Source organism: Sphingobium sp. DN12 (assembly GCF_051058005.1).
Taxonomy (GTDB): domain Bacteria; phylum Pseudomonadota; class Alphaproteobacteria; order Sphingomonadales; family Sphingomonadaceae; genus Sphingobium; species Sphingobium yanoikuyae.
This window is the reverse complement of the sequence record NZ_CP173717.1, coordinates 106,885-128,922: the sequence shown is the minus strand read 5'-3', so window position 1 is coordinate 128,922 and position 22,038 is coordinate 106,885. Positions and strand designations below refer to the sequence as shown.

General features: G+C 64.0%; 15 protein-coding genes and 1 tRNA gene. 8 read left to right on the top strand and 8 right to left on the bottom strand.

Annotated elements, in window-relative coordinates:
- Positions 1-578: 578 nt before the first annotated feature.
- On the bottom strand, positions 579-866 hold the full coding sequence (locus ACI6S0_RS00640; RefSeq protein ID WP_434404601.1) for a hypothetical protein: 288 nt from the start codon (positions 864-866) through the stop codon (positions 579-581).
- 232 nt (positions 867-1,098) lie between these two features.
- Between ACI6S0_RS00640 and ACI6S0_RS00635 the strand changes: the two genes are divergently transcribed.
- Positions 1,099-1,659, top strand: coding sequence for a recombinase family protein (locus tag ACI6S0_RS00635; RefSeq protein ID WP_434404600.1), 561 nt, complete (start codon positions 1,099-1,101; stop codon positions 1,657-1,659).
- A 441-nt stretch (positions 1,660-2,100) separates the two neighbouring features.
- Here ACI6S0_RS00635 and ACI6S0_RS00630 read toward each other — a convergent pair whose 3' ends face one another.
- From ACI6S0_RS00630 to ACI6S0_RS00620, 3 genes are all read right to left on the bottom strand, one after another.
- Positions 2,101-2,451, bottom strand: coding sequence for a hypothetical protein (locus ACI6S0_RS00630; protein ID WP_434404599.1), 351 nt, complete (start codon positions 2,449-2,451; stop codon positions 2,101-2,103).
- 190 nt (positions 2,452-2,641) lie between these two features.
- Positions 2,642-4,078 carry a DUF6538 domain-containing protein gene (locus ACI6S0_RS00625; protein WP_434404598.1) on the bottom strand — a complete coding sequence of 479 codons (1,437 nt, stop codon included), beginning with the start codon at positions 4,076-4,078 and terminating at the stop codon, positions 2,642-2,644.
- Positions 4,079-4,221: 143 nt separating this feature from the next.
- Positions 4,222-4,297 (bottom strand) — tRNA-Thr (locus ACI6S0_RS00620).
- Positions 4,298-4,501: 204 nt separating this feature from the next.
- Between ACI6S0_RS00620 and ACI6S0_RS00615 the strand changes: the two genes are divergently transcribed.
- Positions 4,502-5,776 (top strand): PAS domain-containing protein, encoded by a 1,275-nt coding sequence (locus tag ACI6S0_RS00615; protein ID WP_434404597.1) that lies wholly within the window; start codon positions 4,502-4,504, stop codon positions 5,774-5,776.
- Positions 5,777-6,108: 332 nt separating this feature from the next.
- Positions 6,109-10,770, top strand: a complete 4,662-nt coding sequence (locus tag ACI6S0_RS00610; protein ID WP_434404596.1) for an NAD-glutamate dehydrogenase — start codon at positions 6,109-6,111, stop codon at positions 10,768-10,770.
- A 119-nt stretch (positions 10,771-10,889) separates the two neighbouring features.
- Here ACI6S0_RS00610 and ACI6S0_RS00605 read toward each other — a convergent pair whose 3' ends face one another.
- A complete protein-coding gene (locus ACI6S0_RS00605) occupies positions 10,890-11,999 on the bottom strand; it encodes an MlaA family lipoprotein (protein ID WP_434404595.1) in 1,110 nt (369 codons plus the stop codon).
- Positions 12,000-12,308: 309 nt separating this feature from the next.
- Here ACI6S0_RS00605 and ACI6S0_RS00600 point away from each other — a divergent pair, with 309 nt between their 5' ends.
- The 5 genes from ACI6S0_RS00600 to ACI6S0_RS00580 all read left to right on the top strand — a co-directional run bounded on the left by ACI6S0_RS00600 (position 12,309) and on the right by ACI6S0_RS00580 (position 16,123).
- Positions 12,309-12,953, top strand: coding sequence for a PepSY-associated TM helix domain-containing protein (locus ACI6S0_RS00600; RefSeq protein ID WP_367348362.1), 645 nt, complete (start codon positions 12,309-12,311; stop codon positions 12,951-12,953).
- A 17-nt stretch (positions 12,954-12,970) separates the two neighbouring features.
- Positions 12,971-13,504 carry a DUF2271 domain-containing protein gene (locus tag ACI6S0_RS00595; protein WP_069336671.1) on the top strand — a complete coding sequence of 178 codons (534 nt, stop codon included), beginning with the start codon at positions 12,971-12,973 and terminating at the stop codon, positions 13,502-13,504.
- Between the two features lie 15 nt (positions 13,505-13,519).
- Positions 13,520-14,401: a DUF4198 domain-containing protein gene (locus tag ACI6S0_RS00590; protein ID WP_434404593.1), complete on the top strand. Its 882-nt coding sequence runs from the start codon at positions 13,520-13,522 to the stop codon at positions 14,399-14,401.
- A gap of 110 nt (positions 14,402-14,511) precedes the next feature.
- Entirely contained in the window at positions 14,512-15,381 is an 870-nt protein-coding gene (locus ACI6S0_RS00585) for an FAD:protein FMN transferase (RefSeq protein ID WP_434404592.1), read from the top strand.
- A 133-nt stretch (positions 15,382-15,514) separates the two neighbouring features.
- Positions 15,515-16,123 (top strand): hypothetical protein, encoded by a 609-nt coding sequence (locus ACI6S0_RS00580; protein ID WP_434404591.1) that lies wholly within the window; start codon positions 15,515-15,517, stop codon positions 16,121-16,123.
- A 172-nt stretch (positions 16,124-16,295) separates the two neighbouring features.
- Here the strand turns inward: ACI6S0_RS00580 and ACI6S0_RS00575 are convergent, their stop codons facing one another.
- From ACI6S0_RS00575 to metH, 3 genes are all read right to left on the bottom strand, one after another.
- Complete coding sequence (locus ACI6S0_RS00575) at positions 16,296-18,854, bottom strand: PepSY domain-containing protein (protein WP_434404590.1); 2,559 nt, start codon at positions 18,852-18,854, stop codon at positions 16,296-16,298.
- Positions 18,855-18,934: 80 nt separating this feature from the next.
- Positions 18,935-19,204 (bottom strand): SemiSWEET family transporter, encoded by a 270-nt coding sequence (locus ACI6S0_RS00570; RefSeq protein WP_004210495.1) that lies wholly within the window; start codon positions 19,202-19,204, stop codon positions 18,935-18,937.
- A 142-nt stretch (positions 19,205-19,346) separates the two neighbouring features.
- Positions 19,347-21,959 (bottom strand): methionine synthase, encoded by a 2,613-nt coding sequence (gene metH, locus ACI6S0_RS00565; protein WP_434404589.1) that lies wholly within the window; start codon positions 21,957-21,959, stop codon positions 19,347-19,349.
- Positions 21,960-22,038 lie beyond the last annotated feature (79 nt).

The window sequence follows — 22,038 nt, the reverse complement described above, 5'->3', positions numbered from 1 at the left end:
TAGCGACACTTCATCGTCATCCTCGCCCTACGATCGTGTTGCCGGGGTGTAGGGGTGACGGGGATGTAGGGTGGTTTTGCATTCCCCCGGTGGCGCGTATGCGGATGATGATCTTCAGGAATGAAAGTAAGTCTACATCCCCTACACCCCCTACACCGGGGTTATAAAAGCACGGATTTCTGCGGCTTTCGCGCCCATGGCGGGTGTAGGGGTGGGCCGAAATCGGTGTAGGGGGTGTAGGGGTTGAGACCTTCGGCTGGTCCATTTTGACCATCTTGGCCCCAGCATGACCATGATCAGCGCCATCGCTCGGTGAGATCGCGCCGCTCACCATCATCACGCAGAAAGGTCATCATCCTATGTTCGCCTTTCTGATCGATCGGGGAGCGGCCGACACTTCTTATATATGTGCCGTGCGCGGCCCGGCCTGATGATGATATTCACGATGGCGGGCGAACGATCTTGGCCAGATGATACGGCCAGACTTCATCGACATCACCGACGGGCGATCTTGGTCGATGATGGCGTCGACGATCTGGTCAGGACGATGTTGGAGATCATTCCGGCAGCGATATCCATCAGCACGGAGGACCAGAGAACCATGCCGGTGTTCTTCTGGAGCGGTCTTGCAGGCCATATATCCGAATATCCTCATCTGTGGCCTTCATGAGACGCGGCGCTTCTGGATCGCCGGTTCGGTAGGGGAAGGTCGTGGCTGTCGAGACGTCCACCCATTCCCTGAAAGGATACCCAGCGTTGATGTAACTCACCCGCGCGCGAATATGCACGATCTCGCCAATCAGGCGACCATCAAGCCGATCTTCACGGATCAGGTAATCTCCCAGTCTAACATCGTGCAGGTCCATCGTCGGTCTCCATCGCTGTCCTCAGGCACACCCTCAGTCCATATTTTCCAGAAGTAAATCAGTCACTTGAAGTCTTGAGCTTCATCCGACTTCATGAGAATCTGCGTCACATGGGTAAGGGGCGGCAATACGATCGGCGATACGCGATCGCCGTGCTGTATGGGGCCAATATCGGCTTCCAAGACAGTCGGATGCCAACCTCTAGGTCCATATGAGGCGAATGGAGGTCAGCATGGGGAAAATTCTTGGTTATGCTCGGATCAGCACCGATCAGGGACAGGACATCGCCAGCCAGAAGACCAAGCTGGAATCGCTCGGTGCCGTGGTCGTTTTCTGCGATGTCGGCAGCGGCATGAGCCTTAACGGTCGGGACCAGCTTGAGGCTGCCCTTCGCCTTCTTGAACCCGGTGATCAGCTTCTGACCCTTCATCCCGACAGAATTGCACGGGATACGTCCGACCTCCTCGCCGTAGCCAAGCGCATCATCGAGAAGAAGGCGATCCTGCGCATCCATGATCCCTCCATCACGATCGACGGCAGCGATCTCATGGGGGAAGTGCTGCTCACCGTCTTCGGACTCGTCGGTCGCATCGAGAAGCACTTCATCGCTGCCCGGCAGCGGCGCGGGATCGAGGCCCGGAAGCTCAAGAATGACGGTGCCTATATCGGTCGCCGCCCGACCATCGATCCTGACCGGGTCCGGGAGCTTCGGGATCAGGGACTGGGCGCTACCCAAATTGCCCGCACCCTCAAGATCGGCCGCGCCAGCGTCTACCGCCTGCTGACCGCCTGACCTTCGACAACCACAATCCCCGAGATCATCGCCATCGGATCATCAGGTCCAGCATCAGATATCAGGTGGCCACCGCTACCATGTCCATGCTCCCGACGGTGATCACCGGCAGCGTGACGACCATCATCTGACCGATCGTTGAAGTGGCGATAGCGGAGATGATGCTGGTCGACGCTAGTGCCGGGATGATCGGTCTGGATCGTGTCGGGTCACATGTTCGATGACCGTAAGCGGCATCACATCACACCAACTGAAATCATTGGAGAAACCACGCATGGATGACGAAACCAGCCCCGAAAATCCGGCTTCACCTCACGTAAGCGGCACCAGTCCTCAGAAAATCGTTGAAAAACAAGCGTCTGATGGATCGTTGCGTCCCAACTGTAGCCCAAGGGTGTCGCCCACAAGGGGTAATCAGAGGGCTTTAAGATGTTCTGACCCCTATCGCTGAACTATTCTACCATCGGACGTGACCCACATACCATCGCTTAAGTATGTGTCCTCGCCAGATTCATCTATCGAAAACTCTTCGTAAATCCGTCTGATATCTTGAATGGCTTGGATCGAGATGTCATCGAAGCCCATGTCCTCAAGTGCCACATTGGCGATGTGAACAATGTCATCATAGTCAGGGTATACCGACGTTTCGATGTATGCTCGTCCAACATGATCCACCTTGCTTGCCCATTGAAATTCATATTTTTCAAGCGTCCGCACCGTCGCCGTAATTAGTGCCTTTTGATCCTCATAGACCCGATCACTTCCGCTATCCTCAGCAGCGGTGGCCGTCATAAGCCGAGTTCCGTTTTGATCGGTGATCACTCGAAAGAAAACATACGATCTTGAGGAGATCGCATATTCGGACTGGTTAGACGAAAGTTTGTTCGATGCCCTAATCACTGCCACAGCAGAACTCCTCGATATGTCCCAGCAAGTTACAGCACTAGCGGGGCGGCACAACTGCTCTGTTCGAAGTCCTCCATTAGGGGCGCTCAATGCGATCACGCATGTTTCTACCATATGCACCGTGCGCAAAATTCAGAGTGCTTTCCCCAGATAAATAGCTCAGGTCTAAACCAGCAAAATTGATGGCTGAGATCGCGCCTTCGAGGCGCGACGGGCTGAATCCGCTACCGTATCCATCACCAACAACGGTCGCCGACCCGCCAGATTCTGCCCAACCACCGAGGCGCAGCGCCACTTCTCGCTCAACCTTCGCCTCACGAAGGGCATCGCGAAATGTATGGCGGAAGCTGTGAAAGCAGACACCTCTTGATGAAGCGCCGCAGGTAGTGAGGAATCTTGAAAACCACCGTGACACACGGCCCGAATGAAGTCCGAATGCGTCTGTTGCAATTTCAGGGAACAGTCGCTGATCACCTGCTATATGGCGCTCCCGCAAGTAGGCAAGAATGCCGATTTCCTTCAACATCGGATGGATCGGCACCAACCGCTGACTTCCTGCCGTCTTCAAATTCTTCCCACTAGCTGGATCGGCTCTCAGGTCGAAGCACCACACGTCATCAACTTGTCGAACGTCAGCCGTGTGAAGCTGACAAATCTCATTGAGGCGTGCGCCAGTATACAAGCCAATGAGGGGTATCCAGAATCTCGCGCGACGAGGCCGAGCATCACCCTCAATCGCGTAGCCGTTCTCGTCATCTCGACAGCCGCTGTATAATGGCGAGTGGAAGATGCGATTCAACTGGTCTGTCGAAAACGGTTTCCGCTGATCGGATTTGACCGTGGCCTTGGCGATCCGCAATCCGTTGGCGGGGTTTCGGGAAATCCATTCCTCTCGAAGCGCCCAATTGAACAGGGTCGAAAGCTTGTTCATGTATTCATTGACGTTCGCCGATGACATCGGAGCAACCTCGTGGGCGACGGCGTGTTCTGCGGCTTCGCGAGGTGTGAGGCTGGGAAACCGCTTCTTTGCGTTCGACGGCAGGCGCTGAAGCACGGTCAGCAGATCGCGGCACCTGTCTCGGTCTATGTCTTTGAGAAGCGTGTCGCTCCCCAAAATTGCGGCAATCGTTGCAAAGGTCGTCCGATAGACTGCCTCGCTTTTCACCGTCCGAGAACGCGTGGGATCAGTCATGTAGCCGTCAATCGCGTCCCTGATTGTTCGGTCCGTCGTTTTGGAGACGACCACAGGAACAATCGTTGGGCGGACGGTTTGCTGACGATCCGCAGGGAAGGTCGTCGGTTCGACGCCGCAGCGCACCTGCACGAACTCAAGCTCGATTTCATACGCGACCCGTCGAGCGACACGCACAGCTTCATGAAAAGACGATGTTTTAAGTGATCTATTTACCCGCGTCAGGCCGACCGATCCGATGAGATCGTGCGGAACGCGAACACGATACTGATAAATCGCGCCTCTCCGCCACAATCCCTGCGGACGCTTGGGCGACACCATTGGGCGACACCCATTCGACGGAATTATCGTTGATTCAGAACATCTTAAAGCCCTCTGATTACCCCTTGTGGGCGACACCCTTGGGCTACAGTTGGGACGCAACGATCCATCAGACGCTTGTTTTTCAACGATTTTCTGAGGACTGGTGCCGCTTACGTGACTCGAACACGTGACCCTCGCATTACGAATGCGATGCTCTACCAACTGAGCTAAAGCGGCACTGGCGCGGGCAGATAACAGCGGTCGGGCGATTGGACAAGCGCCCAAATGCACTTTCTTGCCCCCACCCCTGCCGTCACCGCACGATCAACCGATATTGCGCGCCATCCATCCGCTTTTGCGCGCGAATTTACGGCATGTTTACCATCCCCGTGGCACAGCCTTGCGCAAAGTCGCTTATTCTCTGTTCCAAGGACCGACCGGATGGACATTCTGCGGGGGCATGACGTCGCCAACGACCAGGACGATTTCGAATATCCCGGTGATGCCGCGATCGACCGTCCGCTCGCCGTGGGATATGAGGAACGGCGCATGCAGGTGCGCGCCTATAATTATTGGGCGTCGCTGCTGGGCGATCGCGCCCTGCCCCTGATCGAGGATCTTTCGCCCGATCAGATGGACGATTTCGGTCCCTACAGCGTGCTGCTCGATTTCACCGCCGGCATCGAGAATCCCGCGATCGTCTATCTCGGCTCGGCCTTGCGTCAGGAATGCGAGATCGAGGGGCCGATCGGCCATATCGCCGATGTTCCCGCCCGTTCGCTGCTGTCGCGCCTGACCGATCATTATCTCCAGATCATCGCCAATGCCGCCCCGATCGGATTCGAGGCGGAGTTCATCAACCAGCGCGGCCGCGAGATTCTCTATCGCGGCATCCTGATGCCCTTTTCCGCGCAGGGCGATTCGATCGACTTCGTGTTCGGCGTGATCAACTGGAAGGAAATGGCCAGCCACGCTTTGTCGGTCGCGATCGAGCGTGAGGTCGACACCAATTTGCTGCACAATCCCCCGGCGCGCAGCGATGCCCCGATCTGGGCCGATGGTCCGGGCGCGGACGAGGATGATGACGTGCTGGATCTGGCCGGCATGGAGATGCCGACCGAGGATGCGCCGCTCGCCGACTGGCTGGCGCTCGCTCGCGAAGGCGCGGAAAAGGCCCGTACCAGCGAGGCGCGCAGCCATGCCGCCCTCTATCGCGCGATCGGCCTCGCTTATGATTTCGCGCTGGTGACCCGCCGATCGGCCGAGGAATATGCCGAACTGCTGGAAGATTATGGCATCAAGGCGCAGGCGCGCAGCCCGATGACCGCCGTCATCAAGCTGGTCTTCGGCGCCACCTATGACAAGACGCGCATCACCGAATATGCGACCGCGCTCGATCATGCCGCGACCGCCAGCCTGTCGGTCGGCAGCTTCGCCGCCTATCTGGCCGGCTATGATGGTGGCCTCAAGGCCCTGGTCCGCGACGAGCGCGCCGCCCGCCGGGCGGACATGCCCGCCCGCCCCGACAAGCGCCAGACCGCCCGCGACACGATGAAATGCGCCACCGCGCTCGATCCGCTGGCCGTCGCCACCGACAATGATGGCCTGGCCGTCGTCGTCGCCCGGCGCGAAGCGGATGGCACGCTGGCGATCGTCGGCGCCCTGCCGGAAGGATCGGACCTGGGCCAGCGCGTGATCCTGGCCGCCGCCGACTGAGATTTTGTCTCGGCGCCGGCCCTCACTCCCAGCCGTGCCGCAAACGCGCCATCTTGGGGTGACATCGCGGCTTTCCAAGTGCATAGGGACATGCCCACTCTTCGGGCCATGCCTTCCGGACATCGATATCCGCCAGTAACGGGCGGCCCGACCATGCTGCGCCGCATCATAATATTTCACGCGCACGAAATTTTATTTCGACCAATACTTGAGACGATCCGGTGAGAGGGGCATATAGATGCCCCTAGGACAAGGAGTCGTCTGGCGGTGTTCCAGCGCCTCCTCCGTTTCGGCAACGGCGGGACATTTCCCCGCGGCTAAGAGGTAGGCGAATGACGGCGCTGGCTGATCCCAATATCAAGGAAGTCGATTCAACTGTTCGCGCGGCGCTGGAAGGCGTCCTGGCAAAGGGCGCCCTGCCCGGCGAGAGCGAGGGATTTGATCAGGCGGCCATCGCCGCCGCTGCGGCCTTCCTGGGTCGCACCGCCAATGCGCGCAAGGCCGGCCAGCCCGGCATCGCGATCGAGACGCTGGGCGAAGGCGCCACCGGCCGCTTCATGCGGATCGCGCTGATCAACGACGACATGCCCTTCCTGGTCGATTCGATCGCCACCACGCTCGCGGCGGCCGACATCAGCATCCACCGGCTGCTCCACCCCGTCCTGTCGATATCGCGCGGCGCCGATGGCAGCCTGTCCGCGATCCTGGACGATGATGCGCCCGGCGCATTGCGGGAATCGATGATCTATATCGAGGCCGACCGTGCCGACGCAAAGGCCCGCCGCGCGCTCGAAAAGGCGCTGGAAGACACGCTGGCCGACGTCCGCGTCGCCGTGCGCGACTGGCCGCGCATGCAGGAAGCCATGTCGGCCGACGCCAATGCCGTCACCGATGACGAGGGCGCTGCGCTGCTGCGCTGGTTCCTCGCGGGCCATTTCACCCAGATCGGCCATGAACTGTGCAGCCGCGTCGGCACCTCGGAAGAGCGGCTGGGCATCTGCGCGCTGCGTGACAAGCCGATGATCGCGCCAGCCTCGCGCGAAGCCGCCTTCACCTGGTTCGAGGAAGGCAAGCGCAGCCCGCTCATCATCAAGTCCAACATCCTCTCGCGCGTGCATCGCGGCGTGCTGCTGGACCTCATCATCCTGCCGGTGCGTGAGGGCAAGAGCGTCACCGGCCTGTCGATCCACGCCGGCATGTGGACCAGCGCGGCGCTTGCCGCCTCGCCGGAAAAGGTGCCGCTGCTGCGCTCGGCCCTGTCGGCGCTGATGGACAAATATGGCTTCGATCCGGCCGGCCATGCCGGCAAGACGCTGGCTCATGCGCTCACCACCCTGCCGCATGACATTCTGATCGGCTTCGAGCGCGACACGCTGGAGCATCTGGCGCTGACCTTCATGTCGCTGACCGATCGGCCGCGCCCCAAGCTGGTACTCGCCACCAGCGCGCTGGCCCGTCACCTCTATGCCTTCGTCTGGCTGCCGCGCGATGAACTGTCGACCGCGCGCCGCGTCGCGATTCAGGACATGCTGGCCAAGGCAGCGAATGGCCCGGTGTTGAGCTGGTCGATCGCGCTGGAGGAAGGCGGTTTGGCGCTGCTGCGCATCACCCTCGACCTGCGCGATGGCGGCGTCGTGCCCGATGATGCCGCGCTCGATCGTCAGCTCAAGCAGATGGTGCGCGGCTGGCTGCCCGCCGTCGAGGAAGCGCTGGCCGAAAGCGAGGAAGCCGGCCGCGCCGCGGCGCTGGCCCAGCGCTTCGCCCCCGGCTTCCCGATGGCCTATCGCAACGGCGCCGGCCCGGTCGAGGCGGCGGTTGATATCCGCCTGATCCACGGTCTGTCGGGTCCGGGCGACAAGTCGATCCGCATCTATCGCAACCCGGAAGACAGCGCCGAACGGCTGCGCCTCAAGCTCTACAGCCATGACGCCATCGCCCTGTCCGAAGTCGTCCCCGCCTTCGAGAATTTCGGCTTCCGCGTGATCGACGAGATGACCACGCCGATCGACGGCGGCACACTCGGCCATGTCCAGCGCTTCGTGCTGGAACTGCCGGCCGGCGGCGATGCCCAGGCGGTGGTCGACCGCGCCGAAGTGGTGACCGAGGCGATCGCCCAGGTGATCGAAGGCGTCGCCGAAAATGACAGGTTCAACGAACTGATCGTCACCGCCGGCTTCGCGCCGCGCGCGGTGGTGCTGTTCCGCGCGCTGTTCCGCTATCTGCGCCAGACCGGCACCGCCTTTGGCATGGCGACCTTCGCCGACACGCTGCGCCGTGAACAGGGCGTCGCCCGCAATCTTGTCGCGCTGTTCGAAGCGCTGCACGATCCCGCCGCGCAGGACGGCAGCGACAAGGCGACCGCCATCCAGGCGGAGATCGACGCGGGCCTGGAACAGGTCAGCTCGATCGACGAGGATCGCGTGCTGCGCCTGATCCGCGCCGTCATCACCGCGACGCTGCGCACCAACTTCTATGCCCCGGCCGCGGCCGAGGCGCTGGCGTTCAAGATCGACAGCGCGCTCGTCCCCGGCCTGCCGGCGCCGCTGCCCTGGCGGGAAATCTGGGTCTACAGCCCGCGTGTCGAGGGCATCCATCTGCGCGCCGGCCCGGTCGCCCGTGGCGGCCTGCGCTGGTCCGACCGTCGCGACGATTTCCGCACCGAAATCCTGGGCCTGATGAAGGCGCAACGTGTCAAGAACGCTGTCATCGTGCCCACCGGCGCGAAGGGCGGTTTCTATCCCAAGCAACTGCCCAATCCGCAGGTCGACCGTGATGCCTGGTTCGCCGAAGGCACGGAAAGCTATCGCATCTTCATCCGCACCTTGCTGTCGATCACCGACAATATCGTGAAGAACAAGGTGAAGCACCCCGCCCAGGTGGTGGTGCGCGACGGCGACGATCCCTATTTCGTGGTCGCCGCCGACAAGGGCACCGCGACCTTCAGCGACGTCGCCAATGCGATCGCGCTGGAGCGGAACTTCTGGCTGGGCGACGCCTTCGCCAGCGGCGGCTCCAACGGCTATGACCACAAGGCGATGGGCATCACCGCCAAGGGCGCCTGGATCAGCGTCCAGCGCCACTTCGCCGAAATGGGCGTCGATGTGCAGAGCGAGCCGGTCAAGGTCGTGGGCTGCGGCGACATGTCGGGCGACGTGTTCGGCAACGGCATGCTGCTCAGCAAGGCGATCAAGCTGGTCGCCGCCTTCGACCATCGCCACATCTTCCTCGACCCCAATCCCGATCCGGCCAAGAGCTGGGAAGAGCGTAATCGCATGTTCGCCCTGCCCCGCTCCAGCTGGGAGGATTATGACAAGGGCCTGATCTCCGAAGGCGGCGGCGTGTTCGCCCGCAGCCTCAAGAAGATCCCGCTCACCCCGCAGGTTCAGGAAATCCTGGGCGTGACCGAGAGCGAGATGGAGCCGACCGCGCTCATCTCCGCCATCCTCAAGAGCCCCAACGACCTGCTGTGGTTCGGCGGCATCGGCACCTATGTGAAGGCCGCCGCGCAGAGCCATGGCGATGTCGGCGACCCGGCCAATGACCGGCTGCGCGTCAATGCCGAACAGCTGCGCGTCAAGGTGGTGGGCGAAGGCGCGAACCTTGGCACCACGCAGGCCGGCCGCATCGCCTTCTCGCTGCATGGCGGGCGCATTAACACCGACTTCATCGACAATAGTGCCGGCGTCGACTGCTCGGATAATGAGGTCAACATCAAGATCGCGCTGAACAAGGAAATGGCGGAAGGCCGCCTGCCCTTCGACAAGCGCAATGCCCTGCTCGAAAGCATGACCGACGCGGTCGGCGCGATCGTGCTGGAGGATAACCGGCTTCAGGCGCTCGGCCTGTCGATCGCCGAAAGCGGCGGCGCGGCGGACCTGGCCTCCTATGTCCGGCTGATCGAGACGTTCGAGGAAACCGGCCGTCTCGACCGCCAGGTCGAAGGGCTGGCCGCCAATGACCAGCTGCTGCGGCGTGGCCAGGATGGCCAGGGCCTCACCCGCCCCGAACTCGCCGTGCTGCTCTCCACCGCCAAGCTGGCGCTGCAGGACGCGATCGAACATGGCGACCTTGCCACCGATCCCAGCATGGGCGCGGAACTGGCCGCCGCCTTCCCTGCCGCGATGCAGGAGAAGGAAGCCGATGCGATCGCGGCCCATGCGCTCAAGAAGGAGATCATCGCCACCAAGGTTGCGAACCGCATCGTCAACCGCCTTGGCATCATCCATCCGTTTGAGCTGGCGGAAGAAGAGGGCTGCTCGCTCGCCGATCTGGCCAGCGCCTTCCTGATTGCCGAGCGCCTCTACGACATCCGCACCCTGTGGGCGGATATCGACGCGGCCGACATGTCGGAAGCCGCCCGCCTCGCCCTGTTCGGCGACATCGCCAGCGGCATGCGCGCGCAGATCGCCGATATCCTGCGCAGCGTGCCGGCCGGCACCCTGCCGGACGCCGGCCATGCGATCCTGGCCAAGGGCGTCGAAACGCTCGCCAACCAGGTCGATGACCTGCTCACCAGCGAAGCGCTGCGCCGCGTCACGGCCGTCACCGATCGCCTGCTCTCGCTCGGCGCACCGGACATGCTGGCGGTGCGCACCGCCGGCCTGTTCAAGCTGGACGGCGCGGTCGGCATCGCCGCGCTCGCCGGTCGCCTGAAGATGGATGAGATCGCGCTGACCCGCGCCTTCACCCATCTGGGCGAGGCTGTCGGCATCGACTGGGTCCAGTCCGCCGCCGCCCGCATGGAACCGACCGATCCGTGGGAGCGGCTGCTCATCTCCGGCGTCGCGCGCGACATGCAGCAGGTGCGGCTCGACTTCCTGGCGCAAGGGAAGGGCAAGGACGTGTCGGACCATGTCGAGAAATGGCTGATCGAGCGCGGCGCGCGCATCCAGCAGTTCCGCGCCCTGGTGCAGCGCGCCAAGGCAGCGGCGTCGCCCAATGTCGCGATGCTGGCGGAAATCGCCGGTCAGGCCCGCGGCCTGCTCGGCCGCTGAGGCCATCGCCCCTTCCCGTCAGCGGGAAGGGGTTTCAACCGCCCCCCCCCCAAAAAAAAAGAAAAAGGCGCCCGATCCAGTGATCGGGCGCCTTTTTCTTTTCCGTGTCTTCGCTGCGATCAGCGCGGGTCGGCGGGCAGCGGCTGCACCATCAACGGCTTGGGCGCCGGTGCGGGGGCCGGTTCGGGTGCCGGCGCAGCAGCAGGCGCCGGTGCCGACTCCGCAGCAACCGGGGCCGCAGCTTCCGGCGCATCGGCTGCCGGCTTGTCCTTGCCCGGCACGCGCAGCCCCGGACCATAGACCGGCGTCACGCCCGGCGTGTAGCGACCGTGCAGCGCCTCGATCTCCGCCTTGCGCTGGTTGAGATAGAGGTCGCGATAGCTGCCATAGGGATTGTCGTCGGAACGGATCGCCTGGATGCGCTCGTCGAACGCCGCGCGCTCGCCCAGCTGGTCCAGCACCGCCATCGGGATGACGACCGTGGGCTGGGTGAAGGGCTTGCCCACCGCGAAGGGCAGGATCATCTTGTCGACCGTGTCGCCGATGATGTCGCGCAGCGTCGTCGGGCCGACCAGCGGCAGATACATGTACGGCCCCGGCCCCACGCCATAAAAGCCCAGCGTGTTCGCGAGGCCATTGGGGCGATAGGGCAGGTTGAACGGCTTGCGCTTGGCAACGTCGAACAGGCCGACAAAGCCCAGCGTCGTGTTGATCGCGAAGCGGCCGGCCGTCTCGAACGCCTTGCCCGGCTTGAACTGCAGCATATAGGCCGCGAACACCACCGGCTCGCCCAGGTTCGAGAAGAAGTTGCGCAGCCCCTTGCGCACCGGGCGCGGCAGGCCCTTGTTATAGGCCTTGGCCACCGGCTCGATCAACGCCTTGTCGACCGCCTGGACCGCCTCGAAAGACTGTTCGTTGATCGCGGCGAAGGGATCGCGCTTGCGCAGCCCGGTATCGCCGGTCACGACGATCGCATTGGGATCGACCGGCACCTCTTCCTTGGGCTGCTCCGCGATCGGGCTCAGCGTCGGCAGCACGACCGGCGGCGGATAGGGGCTGTCGGGCGTGGGCGTCTGTGCGGGCTGGAGCGGATCGGCAGGGACGGTCTGGGGCGTTTCCGCCGGCGCAGGCGCCACGGCCGCAGCCGGCACCACCGGAGCGCCGCTGTCCACGACCTCCCCCTGTCCCGCCATCAGCATCATTCCAGTGGCGGCAACCGAAAGCAGCATAAATCGTCCCTTGTCACGGCCCCGTCTGGACGACAGGCCCAACGGCCAGCAACGGCCTGGATAAGGGCCGATAAACAGACATCGCATCCCCGCGACATCGCTGTCCAAGCTGATTTCGCTAGGGGGGCGTGCCGCACCCGTCAAGTATGGTGGTCAAGACGGAGGCGGCAGGCGGAGACGCGCGTGCGGCGCTCTGGTTCCAGAACGCTTACATTTTGATACATTTTTCCTGTTGCGAGCGGTTTGCAATTGCGAGTCGTTCGCGTTATTCGGGCCACCTCATTTCCCACAGGACTCGCCGTTCTCTCGATGCACGCTCCCGCCCGCGCCCAGCCCAAGAAAAAGAAGAGCGCCAAGGCATTCTGGCTGAAGCAGCTGCATACCTGGCATTGGGTGAGTTCGGCGATCAGCCTGATCGGCCTGCTGCTCTTCGCCTTCACCGGCATCACCCTCAACCATGCCGCCGATGTCGAGGGTTCGCCCCAGACCGTCGAAAAAAGCGCCACCCTGCCCGCCCCGCTGCGCAAGCTGGTCGCGGCCGATGATGCGCCCGATGCCAAGAAGCCCCTGCCCGCCCCGATCGCCCAATGGGTCGAAAAGGAAATCGGCCAGAGCGGCGCGGGCGAGGCGGAATGGTCGGCGGACGAAGTCTATCTCGCCCTGCCGCGTCCCGGCGGCGATGGCTGGGTGTCGATCGACCGGCATGACGGCAAGGTCACCAGCGAAGCGACCAGCCGCGGCTGGGTCAGCTATCTCAACGACCTGCACAAGGGCCGCAATGCCGGCACCGTGTGGAAATGGTTCATCGATATCTTCGCCGTCGCCTGCTTCCTGTTCGCGCTGACCGGCCTGCTGCTGCTCCAGCTTCACGCCGCCAAGCGGCCAAGCACCTGGCCGCTGGTCGCGATCGGGCTTGCGCTGCCGGCGCTGCTCGCCATCCTCTTCATCCACTAACGGGGGTCCATCTTTCCATGCAGATCAGTCCCAAGCTCATCCTGTCCGGCGGTGCCGCGCTCGGCGCCACCGGTGCGCTGGCCGCGCCGGCCGCCGCGCAGACCATGACCGTCACGGTCAATATCCCGCGCCTGTCGGTCGCCGAATATCATCGCCCCTATGTTGCCATCTGGCTGGAGAAGGAGGGCGCCGCCCCCCGCACGCTCGCGGTCTGGTATGATGTCGACAAGGCCAAGGGCGAAGGCACCAAATGGCTGCGCGACATCCGCCAGTGGTGGCGCGTGTCGGGCCGCACGATGAGCTTCCCGGCCGATGGCGTATCGGGCGCGACCCGCGCGCCGGGCGACCAGAAGATCGCCTTCACCGCCGGCAAGGGGCCGCTCGGCGCCCTGGGTCCGGGCAAATATACGCTGGTGGTGGAAGCCGCCCGTGAAGTCGGCGGCCGCGAACTGGTCCGCCTGCCCTTCACCTGGCCGGCCAAGCCCGGCGTCGCCGCCAAGGCACAGGGCAGCAGCGAACTCGGCGCCGTCAGCGTCAGCTTCGGCAAGTAACAGGGGACGAAGACCATGAAAGCCAAATATCTGATCGCGGGCGCGCTTGCCGCCCTGATGCTCTCCGGCGCGGCCCAGGCCCACCGCCAGTGGATGCTGCCCTCCTCCACCACCCTGTCGGGCACCGACAGCTGGGTGACGGTCGACGCGGCGGTCTCCAACGACCTCTTCTATTTCGAACATTTCCCGATGCGCACCGACGGCATCGCCGTGACCGAGCCGGACGGCACCACCGGCAAGATCGAAAATGCCGCCACCGGCAAATATCGCTCGACCTTTGACGTGCATCTGACCAAGCCCGGCACCTATCGCATCGCCAATGTCTCGACCATGGTGATGGGCAGCTACACCCTCAACGGCAAGCAGGAGCGCCTGCCGCGCGGCACCACCAAGGCCAATCTGGCCCAGGCGATCCCCGCCGGTGCCACCAATGTCCAGACCGCCGAGGCGAGCAACCGCAACGAGATCTTCGTGACGCTGGGCGCGCCGACCACCACCATCTTCAAGCCGACCGGCACCGGCATCGAACTGGTCCCGGTGACCCATCCCAATGACCTGGTGTCGGGCGAGACCGCGACCTTCCAGTTCCTGCTCGACGGCAAGCCCGCCGCCGACCTCAAGGTCACCGTCATTCCCGGCGGCATTCGCTATCGCGATGCGCTGGGCCAGATGGACCTCGCCACCGACAAGGATGGCAAGCTGGCCGTCAAATGGGGCGCCCCCGGCATGTACTGGCTGAATGCCAGCACCGGCGGCGGCCGCGAAGGTGGCCCCGGCGGTCCCGGTGGTCCGGGCGCGCAGGGCGGCAAGCCGGAGGGCGCACCGCCCGCACCGCCGGCCGGCCCGCCGCAGAAGCGCGCCTCCTACATCACCACGCTGGAAGTGCTGGCGCCCTGACCCGGCCCGCCGGCCATCCCGCCCGCATCGCGATAGCGCCCGACCTGTCGCCCGCGCAATTTGCCGGGCGCCAGCGTCAGGGCGCTATCGTCACTTTGGGCGGAGCGACCATGGGCACCACATGGTCGGCCCGCATCGTCGATCCGCCCGCCGACTGCCAGACCCATGTCGAGGCCGTGCTGGCTGCCGTCATCAACGAGATGAGCAATTGGGAAGCCGGCTCCGACATCAGCCGCTTCAACCGCAGCCCGATCGGCCAATGGACCCGCCTGCCGCCCGCGATGATGGGCGTGCTGCGCGCGGGCCTTGCCATGGCCCGCCTGTCGAACGGCGCCTTCGACCCGGCGATCGGCGGCATCGTCGCCCGCTGGGGCTTCGGCCCGGCCCTCGCCGGCGGCAGCGCCACCGCCTCGGTCGCGCCCTGGACCTGCATCGAACTCAATGGCGACCGCGCCCGGCGCACCGCCGACGTCGCGCTCGATTTTTCCGGCATCGCCAAGGGCTATGCCGTCGATGCGGTCGCGGCCTGCCTGCGCGCCCTCGGCCTTATCAATTTCCTGATCGAGATTGGCGGCGAACTGCGCGGCGAGGGGGTAAAGCCCGATATCCAGCCCTGGTGGGTCGATGCCGAAGTGCCGCCGGGTCTCGACCTCCCGACGCTGCGGGTCGCGCTCTGCGGCCTTTCCATGGCCAGTTCGGGCGATTATCGCCGCTACCGGATGGAGGGCGATCGCCGCCTGTCGCACAGCATCGATCCCGCGACCGGCGCGCCCATTGCGGAGGGCGTCGCCGCCGTCACCGTCCTCCACGCCTCCGCCATGCTGGCCGACGCCTGGGCGACCGCGATCACCGTGCTGGGCGCCGATCGCGGCATGGCCCTCGCCACCCGCCACAACCTCGCCGCCCGCCTCATCCTGCGCACCGAAACCGGCGGCCAGGAATATATGACCCCCACCCTCGCCGCGATGCTGGCCGACTGAGGCCGACTTCAGGCGGGGTGGCGCCCCAGAGGGCGGGAATGGGTGGAGAGCGGACGATCTGCTTTCAAGAACAAGTGGCGCATTGCAGCCGTCGTAAGTGGATGTAGACTTACGATTAATCGGGGATGCAATCATGATGAGAAAATTCGGGCCTGCGCTTGTTGGGATTTTGAGTTTTGCGGCGGGTTATCCTGTTGACGCTCAGCAAACACCGCCGGAAGCATATCTCGATCCCGTCGATCGGCAGATTGCCGAAAATGGCAAAGGCATTCCCGGCAGGCCCTATCCGTGCGCCATAGAAAAGGTGGAGGAGGGCTTCACTGCCATAGAATCCGCTCCGACCGATCAGTGCGTTAAAATGCAACCAGCAAAAGAATGGCGAGGTCTCTGGCGTAACGACTTTGAGGGCTCACAGTTCTGCACCGGGCCAGCTTCGACCTGTGAATTTGATTCGGCGGAAGGTAGAGTATGGCTGACCCCCGGCCCTATGCGCGGCGAACTCGGCGCGGTCTATGAAATCGTTTTCCTTGGCAGAAGAACCGCGTTCAAAGGCGCTTATGGCCACATGGGGCTGTCAGACTTCGAAATCATCGTCGATCGACCGATCTCCGTAAAAATGATCCAGGCCCCACTCCCGCAACTGTCTCAAGCCGAAGCTGATGCGGAATGGAAGCGCTGTGAGAAGGCAGGGAACTGCATCTCTACGAAAAAGCTGATGCAAGAGCAGAACGACAACAAATAGGTATTTTGAGCATAGCTGCTAATGTCTGCAAATGGTCGTTAGCCGCCCTACCCACATCCGTCATGCCGGGCTTGACCCGGCATCCCACTTTTCTATGCAACAGATAAAGAAGCGGGACCCCGGCTCAAGGCCGGGGTGACAATGGCAGCTTCTGGTCGCTTCCAATCCGCCCTCAATAGACGTCGCGCTTGTAGCGGCCGGCCTCGGCCAGATCGTTGAGCGTCGCCTCGCCCAGGATCGCGATCAGCGCCTCATGGACGCTCTGCGCCATGCCTTCCAGGCTGCCGCAGACCAGGATGGTCGCGCCCTGGCCGATCCGTTCGCGCAGTTCCGCGCCGGCGTCCGCCAGCAGATGCTGGACATAGCGGCCGCAATCCGCATCGCGTGAGAAGCTGCGGTCCAGCCGTGCCAGCGTGCCGTCCGCCAGCCAGGCCGACAATTCCGCATCGAAATAACGCTCATGCGCCCGGCTGCGCTCGCCGAACAGCAGCCAGTGGCCGCCCATCCCGTCATGGGCGGCAGCGCGCAGATGGGCACGCAGCCCGGCAATGCCGGTGCCATTGCCGATCAGGATCATCGCGCCGCGCGACGCCGGATCGGTGCGGAAGCCCGGATTGGGCCGCACCCGCATCATCGTCGTCTCGCCCGGCGCCATATGCGCGGTCAGCCAGCCCGAGCCGATGCCCAGCCGCCCGTCCCCATCGCGCACCTGCCGCACCACCAGGTCCAGCACGCCATCGGCCATGATCGACGCCGCCGAATATTCGCGCGCCGGCAGCGGGCGCAGCGCCCGCGCTTCTGCCATGGTGAGCGGGGTTCCGGCTTCGGGCAGCATCGCGCGTGCCAGTTCCGCCCGCAACGCCGCCGGCACCGCGATCAGGTCGCCCTCGGGCGCCTGGCTGGCCAGCAGCGCCTCGACCGCCTCGGGCGCGTTGCAGGGGTGGAGTTCGACGATATCGCCCGCCTGCCATTCGGGCACATCCGTACCCACCGGCTCGAACTGCAGATGATAGGCGGTGAGCGCCGGGCTGTCCGGATTGAGCGCATGGCGCGCCACCAGTCGCCACGGCGTGAACGGGATCACCATCTGGCCCCGATCGCCCTCACCTGCGCCCAGATCATGCAGCGCATCGTGCCAGGCCCGCTCCGCCGCTTCATCTTCATGCCCCATGGCGATCAGCGGGAAGAGCGGCTGCGCGCCCGCCCCCACCATCCAGCCGTCGACCGCGATGCCGAAGGCGCAGAAATCGGGATATTCCCGGTCGCCGATCGCCAGCACGCCATAATGGAGATGGCCAAGATCGATCGCCCCGCCACGCAGCAACCGGCTGGCAAAGCCGCGCGCCATGTCCGGCGGCTCGCCCTCGCCATAGGTCGAAACGACGAACAGGATGCGCTGCGCCCCTGCCAGCATGTCGCGCGTCAGCCGGCCGACCGGCACCACCTGCGCCCGCACCCCGCCATGGGCCAGCGCCTGCGCCGCATTGCGCGCACGGATTTCGGCCGTCCCGGTCTGGCTGGCATAGGCGATCAGCAAGTCACCGCCGCCCATGTCGCCACCCACAACCGCCGCGGCATCGCCGGCCAGCGCCCGTGCCGCCTGCTTGCGCTTGCGGCGCGAGAGATAGAGCAGGAAGCCGGTCACCGTGAACAGCGGCATGGTGAGGCTGGTCAGCATCATGATGATGCGGCCGGGCAGCCCGAAAAAGGCCCCGCGATGCAGTTCATAGACGCTCTGGGTGATGATCACGCCCAGCGGCCGGCGATCATAGAGGTCGCGCTTCTCCAGCGCATAGCTGGCTGGATCATAGCTATATTTGTCGGTCTGGCGCAGATGGCGCGCGCCTTCGGGCCGGGCGTCGAAGCTGATCGTCTTCATCGGCTGCGACGGCGCCGGCTGGGTAATGCGCACCCAGATATAGTCATTGCCGGTGGCGCGGCGGAAGGCGGTCCAGGCCGGGTCGATCGACGGGCGCGGCGCGATCCCCTCGCGCTTTTCCGACCGCCGCCCTTCCTCGCTCGGCGCCTTGCCGGTCAGGCTGTAGATCACCCCCTGCCGATACCAGTCATAGCTCCACCACAGGCCGGTGAGCGCGCTCAGCAGATAGAAGAGCAGCACCCAGGTGCCGATCACGACATGCAGCGCGCGCCACAGGTTGCGCCCGGTCTTGCGCAGGTCGAGCACCAGCCAGGCGCGCCAGTCCAGCGCCTGCCGCGGCCAGCGCAGATAGAGGCCGGACAGAGCGAAGAAGATCAGCGCAATCGCGCTGAAGGCGGTGATCTGCCGACCGATGCCATTGCCGCCGCCCGGCAGCGCCAGCCAGCGATGCAGATCGTCCATCAGATGGAAAAAGCCTTCGCCCGCCGGTGCGCCCAGCCAGGCGCCGGTGGCCCGATCGACCTGCCCCTGCTTGCGGCCGCGCCCTTCGCTCGACGACAGGCGCACGCTGTGCGACCGGTCGCGCGCCATTTCCCAGTCCAGCCGCGCGATATAATAGCCCGGATTGTCGGCCTGCACCCTGGCGATCAACTGGTCGGGCGACAGGTCGGGTTTGGAAGGCACGCCGGGCGCATAGAGGCGCGGCGACAGCGCCTCGCTGATCTCGTCCTCGAAGCTCATGGTCGCGCCGGTCACGCCCATCAGCGCCAGCACCAGGCCGGCGGTGATCCCCAGGAACCAGTGGATCTGGAACAATATGCGCTTGGTCACCTGGGCTCCGTGGGCTGCCATCCGAAAGCCCAGCCTATTACGCATCTGCAACATGAATGCAATTGCGACTTAGTTTCACGAAAGCCGGGTAAAGATCAGCCCTAAAGCGCGGTGTAGAGACAGGTCGCGCCCAGGATGATGCCGGGCACATTGGCGACGATGATCGGCCAGTCCTTGTCCTTGTGCAGCCAGCCATAGGCCGCCCACAGGCAGGTATTGAGCACGGTCGCCAGCGGCTGGATCACCGATCCCTTGTCCCCGGCCAGGTTCATCCGGATCTGGTCCAGATAGGAACCATACATGAGGATGGCAGTGACGGTCGCGATCCAGCCGACCACCCGCAACGTCCGCTCGTCGAGATGCCGTGCCATCCTGCCCCCATGCCTGTCGTCCGCGGCACTTAGCCACCGACCGCCGCCCGCGCGCAAGACCGCAATTACCCGGAGGCGCGCATGGCACCGCCGGGCATGGGGTAGCAGGCAACCTCCCCCCGATGGAAGGAGGCGCCGGGCGTCAGTCCAGGTTCGGGCGCAGATAGCGCTCGGCGGTTTCCAGGTCGATGCCGCGGCGCTGGGCATAATCTTCCAGCTGGTCGCGGCCGACGCGGGCGACGCCGAAATATTCGGCCTGCTGATGGCCGAAATAGAAGCCGCTGACCGCCGCCGTCGGCAGCATGGCGAAGCTTTCGGTGAGCGTCGCGCCGGTCGCATGATGGGCGTCCAGCATCTCGAACAGGATCAGCTTCAAACTATGTTCCGGGCAGGCCGGATAGCCGGGCGCCGGGCGGATGCCGCGATATTCTTCCTTGATCAGCGCCTCATTGGTCAGTTGCTCGCCCTCGGCATAGCCCCAGAGCGCGGTGCGGACATAATGGTGCAACCGTTCGGCAAAGGCTTCGGCGAGACGGTCGGCCAAGGCCTTCAGCAGAATATCCGAATAATCGTCGATCGCATTCTTGAAGCGGGCGAGGTGCGGCTCGATGCCGTGGATCGACACGGCAAAGCCACCCATCCAGTCGCCATCATGGCTGATGAAGTCGGCCAGGCACATGTTCGCCCGGCCTTCGCGCTTGGCGATCTGCTGGCGCAGCATCGGCAGGGTGTAATGCTTCTCGTCCTCGACATGGACGATGATGTCGTCGCCCTGACGACGGCAGGGCCACAGGCCGGCGACGCCGCGCGCGGTCAGCCATTTCTCGTCGATGATCTTGGCAAGCATCTTCTGCGCATCGGCGAACAGGCTGCGGGCGCTTTCGCCGACAATCTCGTCATCCAGGATGGCGGGATAATTGCCGGCCAGTTCCCAGGCGCGGAAGAAGGGGGTCCAGTCGATATAGTTGACCAGATCCTTCAAGTCCCAGTCGGGGAAGCGATGGGTGCCGGGCAGCAGCGGGCGCGGCGCCTTCAGGCTCTCGTCCATTTCGAAGCCGTTGGCGCGGGCGTCCTCGAGCGACAGGAGCTGGCTCTGCCCCTTGTTCGCGCGGGCGACGCGGACATGCTCATAATCATCCTTGGTCTTCTGGACGAAATCGGCCTTCTGCGTTTCGGACACCAGGGCGGTGGCGACGCCGACCGCGCGGCTGGCGTCGAGCACATGGACGACCGGGCCGGTGAAGGCCGGGTCGATGCGCAGCGCGGTATGGACGCGCGAGGTGGTCGCGCCGCCGATCAGCAGCGGCATGGTCATGTTGGCGCGCTGCATTTCCGCTGCCACCGTCACCATCTCGTCGAGCGAGGGGGTGATGAGGCCGGACAGGCCGATCATGTCCGCGTCATTCTCGTTCGCGGCCTTGATGATGTCCTGCCAGGGCACCATCACGCCCATGTCGATCACCTCGAAGCCGTTGCACTGGAGCACGACGCCGACGATATTCTTGCCGATATCATGGACGTCGCCCTTGACCGTCGCCATGATGATCTTGCCCTTGCCCTTGGCGCCGGGTTCCTTGGCCGCCTCGATGAAGGGCAGCAGATGGGCGACCGCCTTCTTCATGACGCGGGCGGACTTCACCACCTGCGGCAGGAACATCTTGCCCGCGCCGAACAGGTCGCCGACCACGTTCATGCCGTCCATCAGCGGGCCTTCGATCACCTGGATCGGCTTTTCGGCGGCGAGGCGGCATTCCTCGGTGTCTTCCACGACATACATGTCGATGCCCTTGACCAGCGCATGTTCGAGGCGCTTGGCGACCGGCCAGCCGCGCCATTCCTGCGCGGCCTTTTCCGATGCGGCGTCCTTGCCCTTGAAGGATTCCGCGAGCGCAACGAGGCGGTCGCCGGCTTCGGGATCGCTGTTCAACAGCACATCCTCGCACGCCTGGCGCAGCGCCGGGTCGATCGCGTCATAGACGTCGAGCTGGCCGGCATTGACGATCGCCATGTCGAGGCCGGCGGGGATGGCGTGATAGAGGAAGACCGAGTGCATCGCCCGGCGCACCGGTTCGTTGCCGCGGAAGGAGAAGGAGAAGTTGGACAGGCCGCCCGAGATATGGACATGCGGGCAGCGCTTCTTGATCTCGCGGCAGGCCTCGATGAAGTCGACGCCGTAGTTGTTATGCTCCTCGATCCCGGTCGCGACGGCGAAGATATTGGGGTCGAAGATGATGTCCTCGGGCGGGAAGCCGATCGTCATCAGCAACTTGTAGGCGCGCTCGCAAATCTCGACCTTGCGGGCCTGGGTATCGGCCTGGCCGGTCTCGTCGAAGGCCATGACCACCACGGCCGCGCCATAGGCCATGCAGAGTTTCGCATGGTGCAGGAAAGCCTCCTCGCCCTCCTTCATGCTGATCGAATTGACCACCGGCTTGCCGGAGACGCATTTCAGGCCGGCTTCAATCACTTCCCATTTTGAGCTGTCGATCATCACCGGCACGCGGCTGATGTCCGGCTCCGACGTCATGAGCTTGAGGAAAGTGGTCATCGCCTCGACCGCGTCGAGCAGGCCTTCGTCCATGTTCACGTCGACGATCTGCGCGCCATTTTCGACCTGCTCGCGGGCGATATCGATCGCCGCGGCATAGTCGCCGGCCATGATCAGCTTCTTGAACTTGGCGGAGCCGGTGACGTTGGTGCGCTCGCCGATATTGACGAAGGTGGCGCCAGAAAGATCGGGGGAGGTCGTGGTCATTTTATTACCTTCTCCCCTCCCTATAGGGAGGGGTCGGGGGAGGGCATGTAAGGAAAAGCCGCAAACAGGCCCTCCCCTA

Bases quoted from the DNA above. Each gene is read 5' to 3' on its own strand.
- ACI6S0_RS00605 (WP_434404595.1), bottom strand. From the start codon at position 11,999: ATGCTGCTTTCGGTTGCCGCCACTGGAATGATGCTGATGGCGGGACAG.
- ACI6S0_RS00615 (WP_434404597.1), top strand. From the start codon at position 4,502: ATGGACATTCTGCGGGGGCATGACGTCGCCAACGACCAGGACGATTTC.
- ACI6S0_RS00635 (WP_434404600.1), top strand. From the start codon at position 1,099: ATGGGGAAAATTCTTGGTTATGCTCGGATCAGCACCGATCAGGGACAG.
- ACI6S0_RS00585 (WP_434404592.1), top strand. From the start codon at position 14,512: ATGGGCACCACATGGTCGGCCCGCATCGTCGATCCGCCCGCCGACTGC.
- ACI6S0_RS00570 (WP_004210495.1), bottom strand. From the start codon at position 19,204: ATGGCACGGCATCTCGACGAGCGGACGTTGCGGGTGGTCGGCTGGATC.
- ACI6S0_RS00595 (WP_069336671.1), top strand. From the start codon at position 12,971: ATGCAGATCAGTCCCAAGCTCATCCTGTCCGGCGGTGCCGCGCTCGGC.
- ACI6S0_RS00625 (WP_434404598.1), bottom strand. From the start codon at position 4,078: ATGGTGTCGCCCAAGCGTCCGCAGGGATTGTGGCGGAGAGGCGCGATT.
- ACI6S0_RS00630 (WP_434404599.1), bottom strand. From the start codon at position 2,451: ATGACGGCCACCGCTGCTGAGGATAGCGGAAGTGATCGGGTCTATGAG.
- ACI6S0_RS00590 (WP_434404593.1), top strand. From the start codon at position 13,520: ATGAAAGCCAAATATCTGATCGCGGGCGCGCTTGCCGCCCTGATGCTC.
- ACI6S0_RS00610 (WP_434404596.1), top strand. From the start codon at position 6,109: ATGACGGCGCTGGCTGATCCCAATATCAAGGAAGTCGATTCAACTGTT.
- ACI6S0_RS00600 (WP_367348362.1), top strand. From the start codon at position 12,309: ATGCACGCTCCCGCCCGCGCCCAGCCCAAGAAAAAGAAGAGCGCCAAG.
- metH (WP_434404589.1), bottom strand. From the start codon at position 21,959: ATGACCACGACCTCCCCCGATCTTTCTGGCGCCACCTTCGTCAATATC.
- ACI6S0_RS00575 (WP_434404590.1), bottom strand. From the start codon at position 18,854: ATGGCAGCCCACGGAGCCCAGGTGACCAAGCGCATATTGTTCCAGATC.
- ACI6S0_RS00640 (WP_434404601.1), bottom strand. From the start codon at position 866: ATGGACCTGCACGATGTTAGACTGGGAGATTACCTGATCCGTGAAGAT.
- ACI6S0_RS00580 (WP_434404591.1), top strand. From the start codon at position 15,515: ATGATGAGAAAATTCGGGCCTGCGCTTGTTGGGATTTTGAGTTTTGCG.